The organism is Thermosynechococcus sp. QKsg1, assembly GCF_031586415.1.
Lineage (GTDB): Bacteria > Cyanobacteriota > Cyanobacteriia > Thermosynechococcales > Thermosynechococcaceae > Thermosynechococcus.
Window position 1 is genome coordinate 1 of the sequence record NZ_CP134200.1, and the last position, 21,637, is coordinate 21,637.

A 21,637-nucleotide genomic window follows, 5' to 3' on the forward strand; every position below is an offset into this window, starting at 1 on the left:
GTGATTAGCTCTGCCGAAGATCTCTGGCACCAAATTTTGGAGCGGTTGCAACTGTTGCTCAGTCGCCCGACGTTTGAAACTTGGATTAAGACAGCAACGGTGCAGTCCTTTGATGGCCAGACCCTTACGATTTGCACCCCCAATCCCTTTGCCCGCAATTGGCTGCAAAAGTACTATTTGAAAACCATTGCCGATGTGGCACGGGAAATTGTCGGTGAGGCGGTGGAGATTGAGCTGGCGATCGCCCAAGGGGCAGAGCATGACACCAGTATTCGCCCCACCAGTCGTGCTGAAGTAGAGGCCACCACCCCGCCCGCTCGTCATCGCGGCAGTGAACTGAATCCCAAGTATGTCTTTTCCCGCTATGTCGTTGGCCCCAATAATCGCATGGCCCATGCGGCCTGCTTGGCAGTGGCAGAATCACCGGGGCGGGAGTTTAATCCCCTCTTTCTCTGTGGCGGTGTTGGCTTGGGCAAGACCCATCTGATGCAGGCGATCGGTCACTATCGCTTGGAAATTGACCCCAATGCCAAGATTTTCTATGTCTCGACCGAGCAGTTTACGAATGACTTGATTGCCGCCATCCGCAAAGACAGTATGCAGAGCTTTCGCGAGCACTATCGGGCGGTGGATGTCATGCTCGTGGATGATATTCAATTTATTGAGGGCAAGGAATACACCCAAGAGGAGTTTTTTCACACCTTCAATACACTGCACGAGGCCGGTAAGCAGGTGGTTTTGGCCAGCGATCGCCCCCCCAGTCAAATTCCCCGCCTGCAAGAGCGCCTCTGCTCCCGCTTTTCCATGGGTCTGATTGCCGATATTCAACCCCCCGATCTCGAAACGCGCATGGCCATTCTCCAGAAAAAAGCGGAGTACGAAAATATCCGCCTGCCCCGCGATGTGATTGAGTATATTGCCGCCAGCTACACTTCCAATATTCGGGAACTAGAGGGGGCACTGATTCGAGCGGTGGCCTACATTTCCATTTCTGGGTTGCCGATGACGGTGGAAAATATTGCCCCCGTTCTGAGTCCAGCCATCCGCAAAATTGAGACCTCCCCAGAGGTGATTCTGAATGTGGTCTCTGAAGCCCTGAATGTGTCCATTAGTGATCTCAAGGGCAACTCCCGCCGTCGCGAAATTAGTATGGCGCGTCAAATTGGCATGTACCTGATGCGCCAATATACTGGCCTCAGCTTGCCGAAGATTGGTGAAGAATTTGGCGGCAAGGATCACACCACCGTCATGTATAGCTGTGACAAGGTGGCCGAACTGCAACGTACCGATCCAGAAATGGGCAGCCTGCTGCGACAACTCAGCGATCGCATTAACTTGGCCAGCCGTCCCACAGAGCCATAGTGCCCAGAGCCTTCCTATGCCAAGATAAAAACAGTCTTAAAAGGGGTATGAATGCACATCCTCATTCCCGCCGCCGGCATGGGTAAACGCATGGGGGCAGGCCACAATAAACTGCGCTTGCAACTCTTGGGTAAACCCCTTTTGGCATGGACATTGGCAGCGGTGGCTGCTGCGGAAGCGATTGAATGGATTGGCGTTATTGGCCAGCCAGAGGATTTTCCCACTTGGGAAGCACTCCTTGGGGACTTGAACCTACGGCAGCCCGTCCAGCTTATCCAAGGGGGTGAGACCCGTCAAGCCTCCGTTTTTAATGGGTTACAGGCACTTCCCGAAAGGGCTGAGCAGGTGCTGATCCACGATGGTGCCCGCTGCCTTGCCACCCCCGATCTGATCAACCGCTGTGCCCAAGCCCTAGAGACCTATGCCGGACTCATTGCCGCCGTGCCGGTCAAAGATACGATTAAAATCGTCAACCGTGAAGGGGTTGTCGTCCAAACCCCAGAGCGGGACTCCCTGTGGGCGGCTCAAACTCCCCAAGGCTTTCGCGTCGAACCCTTGCGTATTGCCCATGAAATGGCGGTGGCCAGAGGCTGGGAAGTCACAGACGATGCTGCCCTCTTTGAACGCCTAGGCTATGCCGTGCACATTGTTCTAGGCGAAGAAACCAATCTCAAGATAACCACTCCCAGCGATCTCCCCCTTGCAGAACGAATCTTGCAGCATCGCCAAGAGCAAGGCCAAAGGGACACGATGCCCTAGGCCAAGGTTTCGGGACAGTAGCCCAAGCCTTGAATGAACTGCTTGCGAAACGCTTCAATGTCGTCGTAGTTGGGGTAGCCATGGGAGACAATCGCCACTTGATAACGGCGCATCACATCCACCATTGACTGTCCGGTTTCCAGTGCCCACAGTGCCATTTTCAGCGAAATCCCTGGTGTGTAGGGGAATCCCAATTCGTTCAAGAAGGCGCGGAAATTCCCTGCTTGTTCGTCGGAGAGGGGCGAATGCATTTTAATGCGAATCACCCACCCATCCACTTGATGAATGACTGTAACAAACTGTATTGGTAGCTTGGCGTATTCATGCAAGAATTGCACAACCCGCAGGGTAAGGCTGGCATTGCTGAGGTGATAGATGAAATCCATGGTGTTGACCTCTTACCCTTGATACTTTTATTGTCGGTGGCACCTAGAGCGATCCCCTAGGGGAATTGTCCGCGATTTACTGGGGAAAACTCCCCTATCCTTAGGATTGAGATAAGCGCTGCTGCGGAGTACCACTGAGCAGATCATGGGCTGCCTGCAAAATCCTTGGAATCTTCTGCCGATGGGGACTCTTTTGCAAACAGGGGTCTAAATCCAAGTGCTTGACCTGTGCTGCATTCGCCCCCGGAAACCAGTGGCCACCGTTGCCAAGCAAGTTATAGCGCATACGGGCGTACTCAAGCAAATCGTAGGCCTGCACCAGATTCCACAGCCAGAGAATGGTGGGGATATTCACCTCACCGGGGGTGTGGCGATAGTCTGGCAGTCCCTGATGCCAAGTGTGGTACCAGTCTTCCCCCAAACGCTCAATGGCGGCTTGCTCCAGCCGTACCAAGATCGGCGGCAAAATTTCATCGGCCCGATCCAACAGATCGAGCACCTTGAGATGCTCATCAAAATCACTGGGGCGAGCAGCACCGACACTCAGGGTATGCACTTGGGGATGGGAGAGGCAAAACAGATCGTTAAAGACCAGCGGGCTGAGGGGGGCACACAGTTCCACAAGGCGTTGGGGTGGTTTGTAGAGCATCCCCCCCTTATCCGCAGGGCTAATGATGAAGACGCCCATATCACGGGCTTGGGCATCGAGAATCGCCGGCCAATTCTGCTGATTGATGTAGTACCAATGTAGGTTGACATAGTCAAACACATCGCTGGCGATCGCCTGCCGAATCACCTCTAGGCTGCCGTGGGTAGAAAAGCCAATGAAGCGAATCTTTCCTGCCGCTTGCCAGTCCCGTGCCACCTCTAGGCAGCCCCCCGGTCGCAGCACCTGTTCCAGATGCTCTGGCAAATTAAGGCCATGAATCGCCAGCAAATCGATGTAGTCCAGCCGCAGATTGCGCAGCGAGGTTTCCAAGGTTGCCCGAAACTCCTTGGCGGTGGGTCGCGGCCCCACTTTGGTTTGCACAATCAGCTTTTCGCGAGGCAGCCGCGGCAGAATTTTGCCCAACTGCACTTCTGAGGTGCCATAGCCCCGGGCGGTTTCAATATGATTAATGCCTAGCTCCACGGCTCGGCAAATCGTCGCCTCTAAATTGCGTTGATTCTCTTCTGGAATCGTACTCGGACTGACATCCTGCCATGAAAACTGATAGCGCATGCCGCCACAGGAAAAGACAGGCATCGGTAATTGGGTACGACCAAAGCGACGGTAGCGCATGTTGAACTCAATGAACGCTTCTTCATCATTGTCGCGGAATTCCCGATCCTTCGCTAACGGGGGCATGAGGGGCTGAGGCAGCGTCACTGAAGAGAGTATCCACAACATCCCTTGGTTTGGGCTAGGCTAGAAAAAATGACAGCAATTATTTTGTATGTTCCAAGGGAAAAGCAATTCTCTCCTGCCTCTACTCCTTTCCCTGCTGGCTACCCTCGGCCTTTTGGGCGTTGGTGCAGGGCTGGTGCTTCGCCTCGTCAATAACGGCGAAATCATTGGCAATGGCGGTCTCAATCTCGGAACCGAGGGTCGATCTACGTTTAGCCAAGTCAAGAACGTCCCCAGTGGCCTTTTTAATTATGGCGGTAGCACCACTTGGGCACCCATTCGCCGCGATGTGGATCCGCTGCTGCAAGCGGCTTGGCCCAATTTTCAACTGCGCTATGTGGATCCGCCCACAGGAACGCCGGGGTCGGGCAGTGGGATCCGCATGTTATTGAATAATCAACTGTCTTTCTCCCAATCTTCCCGTCCCCTCAAAGACGAGGAGTTAGCCAAGGCGGCGGCTCAGGGTATTAAATTAACTGCCATTCCTGTTGCCATTGATGGGCTAGCGATCGCTGTCAATCCGAGGCTAGAGATTGCCGGCCTCACCGTGCAACAGGTGGTGGATATTTACACCGGCAAAGTGACCAATTGGCAGCAGGTGGGCGGCCCCAACCAAAAGATTACCCCCTTCTCTCGCCGCCCGGAAGATGGTGGTACCGTTGAATACTTTATTCAGGAAGTGCTAGGGAAGCAGCCTTTTGGTCGCAATGTGGTCATGGTTCGCGATACCACCGATGGCCTACGGCGGGTCGCCGCGACACTGGGGGGGATTTACTATGCTTCTGCCCCAGAGGTGGTGGGTCAGTGCAGCATCCACCCACTTCCCCTTGGCCGCCAAGCCAATCAATACGTGCCTCCCTATCAGGAACCCTACGTTCCTCCGGAACGCTGTCCCCAAGAGCGCAATCAACTGAATCACCAGGCATTTCGAGAGGGGACGTATCCCATCACCCGCCGCCTATTTGTCATTACCAAGGAGGACAATAGCCTCGATGCCCAAGCAGGACGTGCCTACGCTGCACTCTTGCTCACGGATCAAGGGCAAGCCGCCATTGAAAAGGCAGGATTTGTGCGCCTGCGCTAGCGATCGCCCCTTGAACAGGGCTTTGGCCAAAATCAACATTCTGGCACCGTCACCCCAGATAATAGATCTGGCCACCTGCTTCTTAATCTGGATCCATGACCTACAAGCGACTCAGTGACAGCGAACGCCAGCGTGTCTTTCAACAGTACACTGTCGGACAAACCATCAAAGCTCTGGCTGCAGAATTTGGTGTGAGTGAAAACACCATTCGGCGTGTGATCAAACAAATGGAAGAAGAAGCGGCTGCCCCTGAAGCTCCCCTATTGGCCATGGCTACAACGGATGACATGCCAGAGGAAGAGGATCTAGAAGATGTAGAGACGGCAGAGGCCGTTGTCCTCGATGAGGATGACTACAGTGATGCAGAGGATGACGATCTCGAAGATGACGATGACGAGGAACTTGAGGGGGACATTCCCTTACCGGATCTCGCCGATGTAGAAGTGGTGCAGTCGGTGGAGGTCATTCCCCTTGCCGAAGCGGTGCTGCCCCGTCCCTGTTATGTTGTGGTGGATCGGCGGGCGGAACTGCTCACCCGTCCCCTAGAAGCCTTTCGCGGTTTAGGTGCCCTTTCCAGTGAAGAAGCGCAACAAAGTACTCTACCGATTTTCGATAGCCGCCCCGTGGCTTTACGCTATTCCCAGCAAAATCAACGCCTCTATAAGGCCAGTGATGTCCAATGGCGCAAGACCGTTGTTAAGGTGCCTGACGGCGAAATGTTGCGGAAAGTGCGCAGCTATCTTCAGTCAAAAGGGATTACCCGCTTGCTTTACCATGGGCGGGTGTATGCCCTGGATTGAGGTAAGCTAGGGGGGATAATCATAAGCGGGGATGTCTCCCTTGCAGTGTTGGTAGATTGGGTAAAACCGATATGAAAGCAATGATCTTGGCGGCTGGAAAAGGCACGCGGGTACGCCCGATTACATACACCATTCCGAAGCCAATGATCCCAATTCTGCAAAAACCGGTGATGGAGTTTTTGGTGGAACTTTTGCGGCAGCATGGGTTTAACCAGATTATGGTGAATGTGAGCCACCTCGCCCATGAAATTGAAAGCTACTTTCAGGATGGGCAGCGGTTTGGGGTGGAGATTGCCTACTCCTTTGAGGGCTATATCAAGGATGGCGAACTCGTCGGTAAAGCCCTAGGCTCTGCGGGGGGGATCAAGCGGATTCAAGATTTTCACCCCTTTTTTGATGACACCTTTGTGGTGCTGTGTGGGGATGCCCTGATTGACTTGGATTTGACAGCAGCCGTGGCTTGGCACCGCCAAAAGGGGGCGATCGCTACCGTCATTATGAAGACAGTGCCCAAAGAAGATGTCTCGAGCTATGGCGTTGTTGTCACCGATGAGAGCGATCGCATTGTTGCCTTCCAAGAAAAACCCAGTGTCGAAGAGGCTCTAAGCAACAATATCAACACGGGGATTTATATTTTTGAGCCAGAAATTCTCGACTACATTCCCTCCAATCAAGAATACGACATTGGCAGCCAGCTGTTCCCTAAATTGGTGGAAATGGGTGCCCCCTTCTATGGCCTAGCGATGGACTTTGAATGGATTGATATTGGTAAAGTCCCCGACTACTGGCAAGCGGTGCGTGGCGTTCTTGAGGGCACAATTAAAAATGTCTCGATTCCCGGCCATGAGCAGTCCCCCGGCATTTATACCGGGCTGAATGTGGCGGTCAACTGGAATAAAGTCACAATTCAAGGCCCCGTGTACATTGGCGGCATGACCAAGATTGAAGATGGGGCAACGATTATTGGGCCGACGATGATTGGCCCCAATTGCCACATTTGTAGCGGTGCGGTCGTCGATAACTGTGTGATTTTTGAGTATTCTCGCCTTGGCTCTGACGTTCGTCTTGTGGATAAGCTGGTCTTTGGCCGCTACTGTGTTGATAAAACAGGGACAACGATTGATCTGAAGGCCGCTGCCCTTGATTGGTTGATTACCGATTCACGGCAAACGGATATTCAGCCGAGTCCCCTCGAGTTGAAGGAGATTGTGTCCTAGACCCCGCTATACACCCATGGCATTTGCGAATCAGTTGCAAAGCGGTTTTACCCTTTTTCTGAGCCTACTGGTGGAGGCAGTGCCGTTTCTGCTGCTGGGCATTTTGCTCTCTAGCGCACTGCTGCTGTTTGTCGATGAGCAGGCACTGATTCGTCGCTTGCCGCGATCGCCCCTCTTGGGGGCCTTGGTGGGCAGTTGCATTGGTTTTCTTTTTCCCGTGTGCGAGTGTGGTAATGTGCCGGTGGCGCGGCGATTATTGGTGCAAGGACTGCCTACATCCGTGGCCATTGGTTTTTTGTTGGCGGCACCGACAATCAACCCGATTGTGATTTGGGCAACGTGGACGGCCTTTCGTGATCAACCGGAAATTGTCGTCTTTCGTGTCCTCTTCTCACTGGCGATCGCCACCATTATTGGCTGGGTTTTTAGTTTCCAAAAGGATCTAACCCTCTTTTTGCAGCCCACCGTCACCAGTCTCATGCGTCGTCCCCAGCCTCAGGCAGCCACTATACCGGCCTTGCTCCAGTCAGGCACCTACCTGTTGGGAACCCCCGGCCAACCCCTTGCCATGGAAACTCTCACGCTTGCGCCACCGACTGCAACGATGCCTTGGCAGCAGCGTCTGCCCCAAGTCCTAGAGAATGTGGTGCAGGAATTTCGTGAACTGGGGGGAATTTTAGTCCTCGGTAGCCTAGTGGCGACTATTATTCAGGTGGCCGCCCCCCGCGAACTCATTCTCAGCCTTGGCCAAGGGCCGGTGATCTCGATTGTGGCAATGATGATCTTGGGCACAGTGATTTCCATTTGCTCGACGGTTGATGCCTTTTTTGCCCTTGCCTTTGCTGCCACGTTTACGCCGGGGTCAATTCTTGCTTTTCTTGTCCTCGGACCGATGGTGGATCTCAAGGGGCTGGGATTACTGCTGACGATTTTTCGCCCCCGTGCTCTAATTTACCTCTTTCTGTTGGTGGCACAATTGACGTTTTCCCTTTGTTTGTTTTTGAATTTGCAGTGGAGTTAGCCGTGGTTGTTAAGCCAGAGTGGTTACGGGTCAAAGCACCCCAGTGGCAGCGGGTGGGTTCCGTCAAGGAACTGTTGCGGGACTTAAACCTCAATACCGTTTGCGAAGAGGCCTCTTGCCCCAATATTGGTGAATGTTTCCATGAAGGAACGGCGACATTTTTAATGATGGGGCCAGCTTGCACCCGCGCTTGTCCTTACTGCGATATTGATTTTGCGAAAAAGCCACTGCCCTTGGATGCCACTGAACCCCAGCGACTGGCGGAAGCAGTGGTGCGAATGCAGCTCAATCATGTTGTCATTACCTCGGTAAATCGGGATGACTTGGCTGATGGTGGTGCTTCTCAGTTTGTGGCCACGATTCAGGCTGTGCGGGCGCGATCGCCCCAAACAACCATTGAAGTGCTCATTCCCGATCTCTGTGGCAATTGGCAGGCCTTAGATCAAATTCTCGCCGCCAGTCCCGAAGTGCTGAACCACAACACCGAAACCGTGCCCCGTCTCTATCGGCGGGTGCGTCCCCAAGGCAACTATCAGCGCAGTCTGGAACTGCTGCAACGGGTGCGCGATCGCGCCCCTTGGATCTACTCAAAGTCAGGCATCATGGTGGGTTTGGGAGAAACCCCTGAGGAAGTGGCGGCAGTGATGGCGGATCTGCGTCAAGTGGGCTGCGACATTCTCACGATTGGCCAGTATCTGCAGCCGAGTCCGAAACACTTACCCGTGCAGGCTTTTATTCCACCAGAGCAATTTGAAGCATGGCGGCAGCTTGGCGAATCCATGGGCTTTTTGCAGGTGGTCTCCTCTCCCCTCACCCGCAGTTCCTACCATGCCGAGCAGGTGCGTGCCCTGATGCAACAGTATCCCCGCCAGCGTCCTGCAACAAACCTCCTCGGATAAATTTATTGCAATTTAATCGCAACTAAGCTAGGCTAAGCAATAGGAAAAATCTGCATTAAAAAACCCCCTTGGGTGGGGGCGTTTTATGGACAACCGTAATCTTGCATTAAGGTTCGTTAACCTAAATTGCGAAAGACTACGCCTTCAGGCTGTCATTGGCCAAGAAATGACCAATGTGGTAGGCTCGCTCCTCCGTTTGCAGCAGGATTTGGTCATAGAGGTAGGCAGTGGCGCGATCGCCCAAACTCTCTGCTTGGGTAGCCTGTTGCCGCAGAACACTAATGATTGCCTGTTCGGCCTGCAAATCATTAGTGAGCATTTGGCGGCAGTGAAAAGCCCCCTCCGGTTCAGGGGTAAAGCAGCAGAGCGTGGCCAACTGTTGAAAACCGGCGGCGGGAACACCCCCCAGCCCATTCAGACGCTCACCCAAGTCATGGACGTGACCTTGCACCTGTTCGTAGCAATTTTGGAAAAACTGATGCAGTGGATAAAACTCTGCCCCCTCAACCACAAAATGATGCTTTTGGTACTGCAAATACAGGGCTTGAAAACTGGCCAAGAGGCGATTCATCCCCTCACAGATGGGCGTGGTTGTGGCTTTCTCCAGCAGTACAACCGTATCTTTCATCTCGCCAAAGGCTTGGCGGGGCAATGCACTGGTCGTCATGGCACGATGCTCCTTTGCGGACACTAGTGAGCTAACTAACTTAGCTCTGACAGCCCGATCCTAAACTACCTTTCTGTACATTTTCAATAGTGGAGTGCTTATTGAATGTCTATAAACCCCCACCTTATTGCAGTTCAGTGGCAATTACGCTGGCCAATCTACCAACGGTTGATTGATCTAGAGGTGCCCTGTGACTATGCTCCCTATCAACCCCTGAGGGTCGAGGTCAACTCCCCCCTAGCTGCCTTACAGGTGTGGTCAGTGGTACGCCAAGTCTCTGCCCCTCGCGAGACCTTGATCAATTGGCTCGAACACTGTTGGCAGTGCTCTTTGACCACCTTGAGTGAGTATCACAATCCTGCTGAGTCCTAGGGGAACGTACAACCCGCAGGTGGTGCAGCACTGAATGTGGCAGGCGTGATATTGGTAACTGTTCCAGTTATGTTGATGGCCACATTACCATTGTTCAGGCTGAGATTAAGAGAATCAACAATACGGAGGCTGCTACTACCACTACGTAGTAACTCGAAACCTGCACCACTTGTTTGGACATTACTAAATACGTTTGCACACAGGGTTGCACTATTAACAGCCCGCAGCTGTAAACTTTTCGTGGTAGAATTCCCTTGAGTGAGGGTGTTATTGTTGACTGTGGCATTGAGGCGAGAAGTATTCTGAGCACGCAGTCGCACTGCTTCACCACCAGCTGTTGCTTGGATACTGTTATTGCTAACCTCAAGTTGCAAGCTAGCATTGTTAGTGGTATCGATTTCTATCCCGCGATCGCTGACACCAGAAAGCTGATTGCCAACAATTCTGACCCGTGCCGGTGTTGGACTTGCAGCCGTTGTTGTGAACTCGATGTCAATGCCGTCATTACTATTGCCAATATTTTGGATCACATTATTTTCAATGTTTAGTACCACCTGTCCCGCACTATTCGACTCTAGGGTGATGGCATCATCATTCAGGATATTGCGTATCTCATTGTTGCGAATTGTAATGTTTGCGCTGGGAGGTGCAATTGGAGCCGCACTGCTGACAACATCAAACGTCATCCCCGCATCAGAAATATTGTTAACCACGTTATTTTCTAGAACGGCTGTGAGGTTGGCACCATCGCCAATATTGAAGTCAATACCATCACTGCCATCAGTCCCTGTACCAATGTTGCGAATCTGATTGTTCCGAACGGTCACCGTTGCACTTGCAGGGGCAGCACAATTGGCAAACTGATTGTCACTGAAACGGTCAGCCACAGCAAAGCTATCGCCACGGCAGAGGTTGAATTCAATTCCATCCACACGATTACCTGCCGTCAAGTTGTTTTCAGTCACGTTATCTTCGATGGTAATGTTGGCGTTGCCACGATTGTTGCGAATGAAGATGCTAGCTTCAAGGTTAGTATCTGTTGCTGTTTGGCCAACATTACGGACAGTGTTGCCACGAATAGTTACATTTCCAAGGGCATTATCTAGGCCAATTCCCTCACCAATCCCCCCATCAACAGTGTTATTTTCAATCGTTGCGTTGGTGCTTTCAGTAATGCTGATGCCACGGCGGTTAAAGGCAGGGGCAGTTGTGCTCGTAATTGTAACATTATTATTGCGAACCACAGGGGATTGTACATTTTGCAAGATAATACCTGCGGCATTTGTAACCGTGATGGTATTGTTGTTAACCGTAGGCGTCAATACAGAGTTATTTTGACCACGTAAGCGAATTGCTTCGCCTGTATTGGTTAAGGTGTTGTTGCTGATTTCAATTGCTAAGCGAGCATTATTAGTGGTGTCCACTTCAATCCCGCGATCGCTAATGTTATTCAGTTGATTCCCCACAATTCTGACTTGTGCAGGGGTTGGACTTGCAGCCGTTGTTGTGAACTCGATGTCAATGCCGTCATTATTATTGCCAATATTTTGGATCACATTATTTTCAATGTTTAGTACCACTTGTCCCGCACTATTCGACTCTAGGGTGATGGCATCATCATTCAGGATATTGCGTATCTCATTGTTGCGAATTGTAATGTTTGCGCTGGGAGGTGCAATTGGAGCCGCACTGCTGACAATATCAAACGTCATCCCCGCATCAGAAATATTGTTAACCACGTTATTTTCTAGAACGGCTGTGAGGTTGGCACCATCGCCAATATTGAAGTCAATACCATCACTGCCATCAGTCCCTGTACCAATGTTGCGAATCTGATTGTTCCGAACGGTCACCGTTGCACTTGCAGGGGCAGTACAATTGGCAAACTGATTGTCACTGAAACGGTCAGCCACAGCAAAGCTATCGCCACGGCAGAGGTTGAATTCAATTCCATCCACACGATTACCTGCCGTCAAGTTGTTTTCAGTCACGTTATCTTCGATGGTGATGTTGGCGTTGCCACGATTGTTGCGAATGAAGATGCTAGCTTCAAGGTTAGTATCTGTTGCTGTTTGGCCAACATTACGGACAGTGTTGCCGCGAATAGTTACATTTCCAAGGGCATTATCTAGGCCAATTCCCTCACCAATCCCCCCATCAACAGTGTTATTTTCAATCGTTGCGTTGGTGCTTTCAGTAATGCTGATGCCACGGCGGTTAAAGGCAGGGGCAGTTGTGCTCGTAATTGTAACATTATTATTGCGAACCACAGGGGATTCAGCATTGACTAAAATGATGCCACTGCCATTGGTACTCGTAATTTGGTTATTGGTAATTTGTACACCAGTACTATTCGTTATACTGATGCCGTTGGCATTGATGGTTGTAATTTGATTGTTGAGAATACGCGGTGGATTGACGTTATTACCAATAATCGCAGGTTGGCCGGCAGGCGGTGTAATATTGAAGCCATCAATTGTATTATTCCTAGCTAAAACAATAGTGGCAGCTATAATAGGCTGTTGGTTACTCGGTGTGAGCGCAGGAATCGTAATGGTTCCTACTGTACTTGGTAGTTGCCGATTGACAGTTGTCGAGAGGAGTTGGACGCCATCTCGGAGATTAATTGTGCCCTGACCTGCGGTATTGCCATCGGTGTCAGCAACGCCAACTAAGACAATATCGTTTTGAGTGAGGGGTAAATCATTAATACGAGCCGCGCTGCCAGCGCCGGTATCAACTGTGAAAACGCGATAAGGCTGACCTGTAGCAGGGTTAATTGCCGCAATTTGATCCTCAACAAGTTCGTTATCAACGGTAATAAAGCTGAGACGCTCTGGAGATTCACCTAGACGGGCTGCTACATTTTGACCCTGTTCTGGAGTACGGCGGCGACTACCTGCGACACCGGGAAAAGAAACCCCAATTCCAAACCAAGCTTTCGTGCCAAAGCGATCATCATTTTGCACTGTTGCACTGAGGCTGAGGTACTCAATAGGGCGGGTAGCTAAACGGGCACGGACGCCCACAAAATCAGCAATACTCTCACCGCTGTAGTAGTATAAACCTGCGTAACCCCGCAGATAGTCTTTACCGACTGGAACCAATCGGGTTCCTACTTCAAAGTCAAAACCCGTCAGCGCTTCTTGGAAAAGGCGATCGCGATCAAGAAGAATCTGGTTGTTTTGAATGGTGCCGATTGAACCCACTGCTTGATTGAGAAGGACTTGCCGAGTCCCTAGGGGGATATAGCCGTTTATACGGACATCAACATCTCCCAAGAGTTCCAGACCAAGCCCAAGCTGGTTAAAACCTGCATCTCCCGTGTTGCGAAAATCGTAGGATAGGTAGCCACCAAGGGCAAATTTCTGATTGCCTGTCAGGGCACGGTAGCCAAGGGTCAAATTGTACCCCAAGGCTGTATTGGGCGTGGCCATGAGGAGTTTGCCTTCAAAGAAGCCGACGCTAGCACCCTGCTGTTGAAAGAACGGAATAAATGTTTCTGCACTGAGGTAGTTATCAAAACCAGCGCCTTCACTATTGAAGCGAATCGTTCCACGGGGCTGGATTCGAGGCCCTAAAATTTCCTCTGCTGATGACTGGCCAACGGCTGCATTGTTCAATCCTAAAATGACGCCCAAGCCAACTAGGCAGCTTCCTAGAAGCTTCCCCCAAGAACGCATATACACTCCTCAACACCTAAACTGGCGGTAGCCGATGATGTGCGACCGCCTTGATAAAGATATTGGTTTGCATTTAAGGAGCGATAAAGAACTGCTTAGCTCAACATTAAGGAATCAGCCGCAACAGTCGGCCATTTTGGGGGTCATCCGTGAGAACATATAGGTAGCCATCAGGGCCTTGGCGCACATCCCGTACCCGCTGACCGATGGGGATGCGCCCTTGGCTTGCAACAGCATTATTGGTATTGACTCGAATTTTGCGCACATCTTGGGAAACTAGGCCACCAGCGAAGAGGGCACCTTGCCACTGGGGAGCGCGATCGCCCCGATAAACTGCTAGCCCCGAAGGCGCAATGGCCGGTGTCCACACCACCAAAGGATCCACCATCCCCGGCCGGCGCCGCTCTGGGGTAATTTCTGCGCCCCAATACTCACGGCTATAGGTGACCACTGGCCAACCGTAGTTGGCACCGCGCTGAATGCGATTGAGTTCATCGCCACCGAGGGAGCCGTGCTCCGTTGACCACACCGTTTCTGTGACTGGATCAACCACCAATCCTTGAATATTGCGGTGGCCGTAGCTCCAGAGTTCGGGGGTGGCTGTGGCGTCGCCGACAAAGGGATTGTCCTTTGGCACAGTGCCATCGTCCCGCAGGCGAATAATTTTGCCCAAATGACTGCGGCGGTTTTGGGCTTGCTCGCGAATTAATTTGCCCTCCAGTTCAATTGGGGGATTGCCGCCATCGCCAATGGCCATGAGCAATGTGCCGTCGGGGAGCCAAGCCAAGCGGGAGCCAAAATGCTGTGCCCCAGTTTTCGCTTGCGAGACTTCAAAGAGAACTGTCACCTCTTCAAGGCGATCGCCCACCAGACGCCCCCGTGCTAGACGAGTACGATTCGCGGATGCTGTGCCATGGGCATAGGTAAGATAAACCCAATTGTTTTCAGCAAAGCGGGGGTGAAGGGCGACATCCAATAAGCCCCCTTGGCCTTGGGCAAAGACCGGCGGCACGCCACGAATAGGTGAACCCAAACGCCCTTGGTGAAATCGCCGCAATCGTCCGGGGCGCTCAGTAATCAACGCACTGCCATCCGGCAGCCAAGTTACTGCCCAAGGATGCTCTAACTCTTCAACAACGGTTTCAATGCGTACCGCCAGTGTTGGTGGTGGCTGCGATTCTAACAGGGGTTCAGCGGTTGATAAGGGTAACGGGGTATCCGACTGCGCAATGGGACTACAGCCTAGGAATACCCCGATCGCCCCCATGAGGGGGAGTAATTTGACAAATCGATAACTAGGCAATGGGTGTCACATCTTCAGAACGCTCTGCACCTTCAGACTCCGGCAAGACCACCGGCAGTTCCAAAGAGGTAGCATCAGAAGCAGGGGTCGGGGCATCCGTTTGCTGCTGCCGTTGCCAGAGGGTCACCCCCACTGCCGCTGCTGTAATTGCACCTGCACCCAGTCCAAGGGCGATCGGCAGCTTGCTGCTATCGAAAAATGAGGAATTACTCAGACTTTGACTTAACCCTTTGGCATAGGCACAGGCTTGGGCAGAACTGGGTTGCGGCATTGCCACCAGAGTGGCAGACAGACCAACGGTCAGGGCAATGAGGGGACGCAACATAAACGACTCCTTAACGAATGTATTCTTTGAGGACACTGTTGCGGTTGGGATGGCGCAGTTTCCGCAGGGCCTTGGCCTCAATTTGGCGAATGCGCTCACGGGTGACATTAAAGAGTTGACCAATTTCCTCCAACGTTTTCATGCGACCATCGTCCAAGCCATACCGCAGTTTTAACACATCTCGCTCGCGGGGGCTAAGGGTACACAATACCGTTTCTAAATCTTCGCGCAGCAGGTGCTTGGACACTTGATCTTCAGGGGTTTCACCGTCGGATTCGATGAAGTCCCCCAGACGGGAATCCTCTTCTTTACCGATGGGGGTTTCTAGGGAAATGGGAAGTTGAGCCGATTTGGCAATGAAGCGCAGCTTTTCAATGGTCATTTCCATGCGATCGGCAATTTCTTCCTCAGTGGGTTTGCGCCCCATTTCCTGTGAGAGGAGCTTGGTGGTTTTCTTGATCCGCGAAATGGTTTCGTACAGGTGCACAGGCAGACGAATGGTGCGGGATTGATCGGCAATGGCGCGGGTAATCGCTTGGCGAATCCACCAGGTGGCGTAGGTGGAAAATTTATAGCCCTTTTCGTGATCAAATTTCTCGGCAGCACGGATGAGTCCTAGGCTGCCCTCTTGAATCAAGTCCTGAAAGGATAGCCCCCGGTTCATGTATTTTTTGGCGATCGACACCACCAGTCGCAGGTTTGACTGCACCATTTTTTCCTTGGCTTTGCGACCGACAAAGAGACGATGCCGAAATGCCTGCACCGTCATCCCTAGTTCTGTGGCCCAAGGTTCGGGATTGCGCTCTAGTTCTTCAGGGGTACAGCCCAGTTGTTCGCACAGGCGATCGCGCACTCGCTCCATTTCTAGGAGATCAGCAATTTTGCGCGCCAGTTCAATTTCCTCATCAGCACGCAACAGACGAATGCGGCCAATTTCTTGCAAATAGAGGCGAATCGAGTCCTCAGTGTAATGTTTCTTCTTGACTTGTGTCCGTCGTCGGCTGGCACGACCTTTTGTGGGCTTGCCGTCAAGATCATCGCTGACCTCCTCAAAGTCTTCGCTCTCCTCTTCCTCGATCTCTACAGCCTCTACACCATCAAGGCCATAATCACTGAGCAGAGCCACCTCGTCTTCAAGGGGGGCTGTTGCGGGGTCGTAAACGTCAAGTACATTCACTTGGGTCATGCCGTTGTCCTCGTAAAATCTCCCTAAATGTGTATTGTCAGTGTGTTGTCGACAACCGTTGCCTTTGGTGACGCTAGAATCGTCAGCCACATTTCAATCATGGAATGTAGCCAAGGAAAGCGGTTGGACGGGGGCATAGGCTCTAGATTCCACATCCTCAGGATCTCTGCCGCTGGATCATCTTGAAAAATTTCCTGTGTGACCCACGGGGTCAGGGAGCAGGCAGTAGCGAGCGGTTGAGACTGTGCAGGAATCTTTTGACTAATTTTAACTAAAACCTCATTGATTGTAGCCTTTCTAACAGAAATCGCCCACAGCAGAGGGATAAATTTTTCGGGAATTCAGGGCTAGCGATCGCTCGCGTCAACAACCGCTAACAAATTCTAATTTGCTGTTCTCAGATAAAATTTCTATCCCTGCTGAGGGAAATTTCTTGCTTCTAGCCTAGCTAATTTATCGCCGTTCCGCCGTACCCGTTACGTTTGATCACGAACGATCACGAAACGCCCGAATCGTGGCTTGCAGTGCCTGAGTGCCCCTGACATCACTGCTGTAATAAAACCGCAGGGGAATTACCTGCCCATTCTGCAACTCCAAGGCCAAACGAGCTGATAGTCTACCCTTCTGACCACGGGAGAGCTGTACGACGACATCCTTGAGGTCATGCCAAGGGAAGGTTTTCTTTTCTGTCCTGAGAAGACTGCTATATTGCAGCGATACCACCCCTGCACTTTTATCAAAAACCAGCACCAGCACCTTGGCTCCGATAAAGATCAGGGGTAAGCCTAGGCCCCAGCCAACAGCTAAGATCAAAAATCCCCACCAGTGGTTGTCTTCCACTAATGTCAAAGGGGGATGTTGCGGCTGCTGCAAAAAGCGACGGATGCGTTCGGCAACGGCTTCCCGATTCTGGCGATCGCGGGTAAATTCACCAAAGGCAATAGAACCCGCGGTGGTTTGTAGGTGCACCTGATAGACACGGTAGCGTTGTCCGCGACTAGAGCGCCACTGCTCGATAATGCCCACCCCTTGGAGCCGATTCAGGGGAATTTGGGTGATCTGTACCCCCGTTGCCCCAGAGCGCACCCAGCGACAGCGACTATCAATAACGCGAACCTCATGGCGGCACACCAGCTCATAGCGGGCTGCAAACCAAATCGGTACAGCAGCACCAACACAGAATATCAGACCTGCCAGCCACACCCCCCAAGGGCGACTGCGCAAAATCAGCCGCTGCTGAGACTTCTCGATAATTTCCATGCCCCTATTCTAGGGGGTCGGATTATTGGCATGGGCCTCTTGGAAGATCACCTGACGCCGCAGCACCTCTTCAATTGTTACATCAGGTTCAGGCACCCCCTTGAAGGCAGTCCCCACCTCTAGGCGAATAAACTGAATGCCTGCCAAGCGATAGCCTTCGGGCGTAAGGGGGACATACCCAACCTTGGGAACGACCGTCGGTGCCTGCTGGATGTAATACTCGACAAACTGTCGCAGCAGGGGCTTGTCTTGGGCATATTTGGCATTGACATAGAGGAAGAGGGGGCGCGAGAGGGGCTGATAGGTACTGTTTTGCACCGTTTCCACTGAAGGTAGAATGGCGCCTCGGTCATCACTGACCGGCACAGCCCGCAGCCGATTCTGGTTGGCCATGTAGTAAGCATAGGGAAGGTAACCAAGGGCATTCACATCCCCGGCAATACCCCCTACGATTTCGTTATCGTCTTCGCTGGCTTTGTAGTCGGTGCGAGAGCCGCGCTGATTGCCAAGAATCGCCTCGTTGAAATAATCAAAGGTGCCTGAATCTTGACCCGGTCCCCAGAGCACAATGGGTGCATTGGGAAAGTCGGGACGTAATTGGTTCCAGCGAGTGAGCTTTTTCTCCGCCGCTTTTTCCCAGAGTTTTTTCAGCTCAGCCACAGAAATTTCCTTGAGCCAAGTATTTTGGGGATGGACGGCGATCGTCAGCGCGTCAAAGGCAATGGGCAATTCAATAAAGGGGACACCATTGGCAATGCACTCATTCATTTCGGTAATGAGGATCGGGCGAGAGGCGTCACTAATATCCGTTTTGCCGCTACAAAAGGCGCGAAAGCCAGCAGATGTCCCTGAAAAAGCAACAGCAATATCGGCCTCTTGACCATTGGGCGTGGTCTTAAACTCTTCGGCGATCGCCCTGGAAATCGGATAAACCGTACTCGAGCCATCCACCCGAATCACCTTCAGCATCGGATCATTAGATGCCGCCTCCATGGTGCAGCCCACAAGGGTGATGGCCAAAAGGGGTAAGACGCCACGTCTCAATTGCTGAAACTGCATAACTCAAGCCTCACTCTAAAAATACAGGTATTGTATCAATTAGAAAATTGGCGAATTTAACTACTTTTCCACTAAAGCAAAATCACTAAAAACAATGAAGAACTGGTCAAAAATATTTATAGATAAAATATGCTTCAAAGATGAGTTGATAATATAAATCCTTCTAAGGTTAGTAACTTGAATTCAAAGACTTGGGAATTAAAAAGTATTATCTTAAGGCATTTCGTTAGCTCTTCTCCCCAGAGAAAGTATTGCTGAGAACACCCTAGCGATAATCTTAGGCTGCCTTTGGTCTCAGGAACCTAGAGATTAAGAAAATTTTTATAAATTGCTTCCTTGAAAGTATTCCTCACTACACTTGGCAATAAATCAAACTTAGACTATCCTACCCAAGCTTTGGTTCGGAGCGACAGGCGCTGCAAAATAATAAAAAAACTTAATTAACAGATGGAGTCGTTCTTAACCTAACCTTTACATCGTTCCAGTATTATCGCCCTAGCTTGTTTTTGAGTTGCGATAGATTTGTCGTTGCTATCGAGCAAGCTGTCATGCAGCCCTTGTTCTGAAAACTTATGGAGTACATGAACGGGGATGAGATCCTCGTGCCTGCTGTCAGTGCACAGTAGTTCTAACTACTTTGAGCAGTCTCAATCCTCACGAGAGGGGCTGTAAACACTGATGCATCAATGCATTTGTTCATTGTTCTTACTTGCGATCGCGCTTATGATCTTCAAACTCAGAAAATCTCGAATTCTCATTGCTGTTTGCGCCATCCTCACCGCTGGCATTGTTGTTGCCTGTGGCCCTCAGGGAGGGGGTGGCCCAAATCAAGCGGGCGAGCCGATAAACATTAATGGTGCCGGCGCCAGTTTTCCAGCCCCCCTTTACCAAAACTGGTTCAAAACCTACGCCCAGCAGGTTGATCCCAACGTCCAAGTCAGTTATCAATCCGTTGGCAGTGGAGCAGGCCTCGAGCAATACATTAACGGTACAGTGGATTTTGCTGGTTCCGATGCCCCAATAGCCGGCGATCGCCTGAAGTCCTTTCAGGAAAGATACAAGGCTGACCCCATCCAAGTTCCCATGGTCGGTGGTGCCGTTGTCTTTGCCTATAACCTGCCCGGTGTGGATGAACTGAAATTACCGCGGGCGGTCTATTGCGACATCGTCATGGGCAAAATTACCCGCTGGAATGATCCCAAGCTGGTTGCTGCAAATGAGGGTAAAACGCTTCCCGATAAACCAATTACCTTTGCCCACCGCTCTGACGGCAGTGGCACCACATTTATTTTCACAAACCACATCAACACCGTGTGTCCTGGCTGGCCGGCAGGGGTTGGCACCTCCGTCAATTGGCCTGTGGGTGTTGGTGGCCAAGGCAATGAAGGCGTGGCTGCCCAAATTCAGCAAAACGAAGGCACCATTGGCTACGTCGAGTATGCCTATGCCAAACTCAACAACTTGCCCCGCGCCCTACTGGAAAACAAGGCAGGTAACTTCGTCTATCCTTCCCCGGAAGCTGCCTCCAAAGCCTTTGAGGGCGCTGACGTTCCCGAAGATTTTGCATTGCTAGTGCCGGATCCCGAAAATCCCGAAGCCTTTCCCATTGCTGGCTTGACATGGATCTTGGTGTACCCTGAGTACCAAGATGGCAGAAAATGGCAAGCCCTTGAAAATGTGCTGCTTTGGGCACTGGGCAATGAGGGCAAAAGCATTGCCGAACAACTGGACTATGTTCCCATGCCTGACGACATCGTCGCGCGAGTCAAGGCAACCCTCGATAAGGTGAAAGTTAAAGGCTAAATCATTTAACTGCAGGGGGAGTGTTTCCCCCTCGCAATCCCCTAGGATGAAAAAGAGTCAGTTATGGCAATTGATCAATATTACCCGTGAAACCTATGGCTGTTACCAGCACCCCCCCTGAATTACCGGATTTGGCTGCGATTGAGGCACGGAAAAACCTACGCTACTACCTCGATCAATCCTTCTACTATCTGACAATGGTCTTTGCCCTAGCGGTGGCTGTTGCCCTGCTCTGGATTGTGATTCAAATTGGCCTTGCGGCTATACCTGCAATTACACGATTTGGCCTGCGCTTTCTGGCCAGCACTACATGGGACCCGGTGCAAAATATCTACGGCATCCTACCCCAAATCTACGGTACCCTTGTGAGTGCCCTCATTGCCCTACTGGTGGCAGTTCCCCTAGGAATCGGTATTGCAGTCTTTTTAAGTGAGGACTTTCTACCGACATACCTAAGTACCCCCATCGCCTTTGCTATTGAGTTATTGGCAGCGATTCCCAGTGTGGTGATTGGTCTGTGGGGGATTTTTGTTCTCATTCCCTTTTTGCAACCCGTTTACAGTTTTTTGCATCAGCACTTTGGCTGGATTCCCTTTTTTGGTACCAGTCCCCGTGGTAACAGCCTCCTCACCCTAGGTTTAGTGCTGGCCTTCATGATTTTGCCCTTGATTAGCTCCATTTCACGGCAAACGCTGGTTTCTTTGCCCCCTTACTTACGCCAAGGAGCAATGGCTCTGGGAGCCACCCGTTGGGAAACCATTTTGCGGGTTCTCATTCCGGCTGGCTTTTCTGGGATTGTCGGTTCAGTGATGTTGGCTTTGGGGCGAGCCATGGGCGAAACAATGGCCGCAGCGATGCTAGTGGGAAATGCCAACCGCATTAGCCTCTCAATCCTTGAGCCGGGTTCGACGATAGCGTCATTGATTGCCTCCCAGTTTGGTGAAGCAGGGCGAGAGCAAGTGGCTGCACTGCTGTATGCCGGTTTGGTGCTCATGATCCTGACGCTGCTGGTCAATATCTTGGCGGAAATCATTATTAAGAAGTTTCAAAACGTTGAGCGATAG

The 21,637-nt window shown here is 51.6% G+C and carries 19 protein-coding genes; 10 read left to right on the plus strand and 9 right to left on the minus strand.

Annotated elements, in window-relative coordinates; translation table 11 throughout:
- Together dnaA and ispD are read left to right on the plus strand one after the other, a co-directional pair.
- A complete protein-coding gene (gene dnaA / locus RHP47_RS00005; protein ID WP_149816991.1) occupies positions 1–1,362 on the plus strand; it encodes a chromosomal replication initiator protein DnaA in 1,362 nt (453 codons plus the stop codon).
- A 51-nt stretch (positions 1,363–1,413) separates the two neighbouring features.
- Positions 1,414–2,121 (plus strand): 2-C-methyl-D-erythritol 4-phosphate cytidylyltransferase, encoded by a 708-nt coding sequence (ispD, locus tag RHP47_RS00010; protein WP_149816993.1) that lies wholly within the window; start codon positions 1,414–1,416, stop codon positions 2,119–2,121.
- Here the strand turns inward: ispD and RHP47_RS00015 are convergent.
- Entirely contained in the window at positions 2,118–2,507 is a 390-nt protein-coding gene (locus RHP47_RS00015; protein ID WP_149816995.1) for a hypothetical protein, read from the minus strand. The two genes, ispD and RHP47_RS00015, sit on opposite strands and share 4 nt — an antisense overlap.
- A 100-nt stretch (positions 2,508–2,607) precedes the next feature.
- The gene (locus tag RHP47_RS00020) at positions 2,608–3,789 is read right to left on the minus strand and encodes an aldo/keto reductase (RefSeq protein ID WP_302680072.1); all 1,182 of its coding nucleotides are present in this window, start codon (positions 3,787–3,789) and stop codon (positions 2,608–2,610) included.
- Between the two features lie 154 nt (positions 3,790–3,943).
- Between RHP47_RS00020 and RHP47_RS00025 the strand changes: the two genes are divergently transcribed.
- From RHP47_RS00025 to lipA, 5 genes are all read left to right on the plus strand, one after another.
- Complete coding sequence (locus RHP47_RS00025; RefSeq protein WP_286626034.1) at positions 3,944–4,978, plus strand: PstS family phosphate ABC transporter substrate-binding protein; 1,035 nt, start codon at positions 3,944–3,946, stop codon at positions 4,976–4,978.
- Positions 4,979–5,073: 95 nt separating this feature from the next.
- The gene (locus RHP47_RS00030; protein WP_286626035.1) at positions 5,074–5,778 is read left to right on the plus strand and encodes a helix-turn-helix domain-containing protein; all 705 of its coding nucleotides are present in this window, start codon (positions 5,074–5,076) and stop codon (positions 5,776–5,778) included.
- A gap of 71 nt (positions 5,779–5,849) precedes the next feature.
- A complete protein-coding gene (locus RHP47_RS00035; protein WP_286626036.1) occupies positions 5,850–6,995 on the plus strand; it encodes an NDP-sugar synthase in 1,146 nt (381 codons plus the stop codon).
- 16 nt (positions 6,996–7,011) lie between these two features.
- Complete coding sequence (locus tag RHP47_RS00040) at positions 7,012–8,016, plus strand: permease (RefSeq protein WP_310840697.1); 1,005 nt, start codon at positions 7,012–7,014, stop codon at positions 8,014–8,016.
- Between the two features lie 2 nt (positions 8,017–8,018).
- On the plus strand, positions 8,019–8,915 hold the full coding sequence (gene lipA / locus RHP47_RS00045; RefSeq protein ID WP_310840699.1) for a lipoyl synthase: 897 nt from the start codon (positions 8,019–8,021) through the stop codon (positions 8,913–8,915).
- A gap of 136 nt (positions 8,916–9,051) precedes the next feature.
- On the opposite strand, the gene RHP47_RS00050 is transcribed toward lipA, so the two are convergent.
- The gene (locus RHP47_RS00050) at positions 9,052–9,582 is read right to left on the minus strand and encodes a ferritin-like domain-containing protein (protein ID WP_310840701.1); all 531 of its coding nucleotides are present in this window, start codon (positions 9,580–9,582) and stop codon (positions 9,052–9,054) included.
- Between the two features lie 105 nt (positions 9,583–9,687).
- On the opposite strand from RHP47_RS00050, the gene RHP47_RS00055 reads away from it, so the two are divergent.
- A complete protein-coding gene (locus RHP47_RS00055; RefSeq protein ID WP_149817010.1) occupies positions 9,688–9,954 on the plus strand; it encodes an Asr1405/Asl0597 family protein in 267 nt (88 codons plus the stop codon).
- Here the strand turns inward: RHP47_RS00055 and RHP47_RS00060 are convergent.
- The 6 genes from RHP47_RS00060 to RHP47_RS00085 form a co-directional block, all read right to left on the minus strand.
- On the minus strand, positions 9,951–13,358 hold the full coding sequence (locus RHP47_RS00060; protein ID WP_310840703.1) for a right-handed parallel beta-helix repeat-containing protein: 3,408 nt from the start codon (positions 13,356–13,358) through the stop codon (positions 9,951–9,953). The two genes, RHP47_RS00055 and RHP47_RS00060, sit on opposite strands and share 4 nt — an antisense overlap.
- 385 nt (positions 13,359–13,743) lie before the next feature.
- Complete coding sequence (locus tag RHP47_RS00065) at positions 13,744–14,904, minus strand: PQQ-dependent sugar dehydrogenase (protein ID WP_399381635.1); 1,161 nt, start codon at positions 14,902–14,904, stop codon at positions 13,744–13,746.
- Positions 14,905–14,932: 28 nt separating this feature from the next.
- Entirely contained in the window at positions 14,933–15,265 is a 333-nt protein-coding gene (locus RHP47_RS00070) for a hypothetical protein (RefSeq protein WP_286626042.1), read from the minus strand.
- A gap of 10 nt (positions 15,266–15,275) precedes the next feature.
- Complete coding sequence (gene rpoD, locus RHP47_RS00075; protein ID WP_286626043.1) at positions 15,276–16,451, minus strand: RNA polymerase sigma factor RpoD; 1,176 nt, start codon at positions 16,449–16,451, stop codon at positions 15,276–15,278.
- Positions 16,452–16,937: 486 nt separating this feature from the next.
- Positions 16,938–17,711 carry a hypothetical protein gene (locus RHP47_RS00080; protein ID WP_190278123.1) on the minus strand — a complete coding sequence of 258 codons (774 nt, stop codon included), beginning with the start codon at positions 17,709–17,711 and terminating at the stop codon, positions 16,938–16,940.
- Between the two features lie 9 nt (positions 17,712–17,720).
- The gene (locus RHP47_RS00085; RefSeq protein WP_286668808.1) at positions 17,721–18,770 is read right to left on the minus strand and encodes a PstS family phosphate ABC transporter substrate-binding protein; all 1,050 of its coding nucleotides are present in this window, start codon (positions 18,768–18,770) and stop codon (positions 17,721–17,723) included.
- Positions 18,771–19,493: 723 nt separating this feature from the next.
- Here RHP47_RS00085 and pstS point away from each other — a divergent pair.
- Together pstS and pstC are read left to right on the plus strand one after the other, a co-directional pair.
- Positions 19,494–20,573 carry a phosphate ABC transporter substrate-binding protein PstS gene (gene pstS / locus RHP47_RS00090; protein ID WP_310840708.1) on the plus strand — a complete coding sequence of 360 codons (1,080 nt, stop codon included), beginning with the start codon at positions 19,494–19,496 and terminating at the stop codon, positions 20,571–20,573.
- A 95-nt stretch (positions 20,574–20,668) separates the two neighbouring features.
- Entirely contained in the window at positions 20,669–21,637 is a 969-nt protein-coding gene (gene pstC / locus RHP47_RS00095; RefSeq protein WP_310840710.1) for a phosphate ABC transporter permease subunit PstC, read from the plus strand.

Bases quoted from the DNA above. Each gene is read 5' to 3' on its own strand.
- RHP47_RS00035 (WP_286626036.1), top strand. From the start codon at position 5,850: ATGAAAGCAATGATCTTGGCGGCTGGAAAAGGCACGCGGGTACGCCCG.
- pstS (WP_310840708.1), top strand. From the start codon at position 19,494: ATGATCTTCAAACTCAGAAAATCTCGAATTCTCATTGCTGTTTGCGCC.
- RHP47_RS00065 (WP_399381635.1), bottom strand. From the start codon at position 14,904: ATGGGGGCGATCGGGGTATTCCTAGGCTGTAGTCCCATTGCGCAGTCG.
- RHP47_RS00085 (WP_286668808.1), bottom strand. From the start codon at position 18,770: ATGCAGTTTCAGCAATTGAGACGTGGCGTCTTACCCCTTTTGGCCATC.
- RHP47_RS00025 (WP_286626034.1), top strand. From the start codon at position 3,944: ATGTTCCAAGGGAAAAGCAATTCTCTCCTGCCTCTACTCCTTTCCCTG.
- RHP47_RS00020 (WP_302680072.1), bottom strand. From the start codon at position 3,789: ATGCGCTACCGTCGCTTTGGTCGTACCCAATTACCGATGCCTGTCTTT.
- pstC (WP_310840710.1), top strand. From the start codon at position 20,669: ATGGCTGTTACCAGCACCCCCCCTGAATTACCGGATTTGGCTGCGATT.
- RHP47_RS00050 (WP_310840701.1), bottom strand. From the start codon at position 9,582: ATGACGACCAGTGCATTGCCCCGCCAAGCCTTTGGCGAGATGAAAGAT.
- ispD (WP_149816993.1), top strand. From the start codon at position 1,414: ATGCACATCCTCATTCCCGCCGCCGGCATGGGTAAACGCATGGGGGCA.
- RHP47_RS00040 (WP_310840697.1), top strand. From the start codon at position 7,012: ATGGCATTTGCGAATCAGTTGCAAAGCGGTTTTACCCTTTTTCTGAGC.
- rpoD (WP_286626043.1), bottom strand. From the start codon at position 16,451: ATGACCCAAGTGAATGTACTTGACGTTTACGACCCCGCAACAGCCCCC.
- RHP47_RS00070 (WP_286626042.1), bottom strand. From the start codon at position 15,265: ATGTTGCGTCCCCTCATTGCCCTGACCGTTGGTCTGTCTGCCACTCTG.
- RHP47_RS00055 (WP_149817010.1), top strand. From the start codon at position 9,688: ATGTCTATAAACCCCCACCTTATTGCAGTTCAGTGGCAATTACGCTGG.
- RHP47_RS00080 (WP_190278123.1), bottom strand. From the start codon at position 17,711: ATGGAAATTATCGAGAAGTCTCAGCAGCGGCTGATTTTGCGCAGTCGC.
- RHP47_RS00015 (WP_149816995.1), bottom strand. From the start codon at position 2,507: ATGGATTTCATCTATCACCTCAGCAATGCCAGCCTTACCCTGCGGGTT.
- RHP47_RS00030 (WP_286626035.1), top strand. From the start codon at position 5,074: ATGACCTACAAGCGACTCAGTGACAGCGAACGCCAGCGTGTCTTTCAA.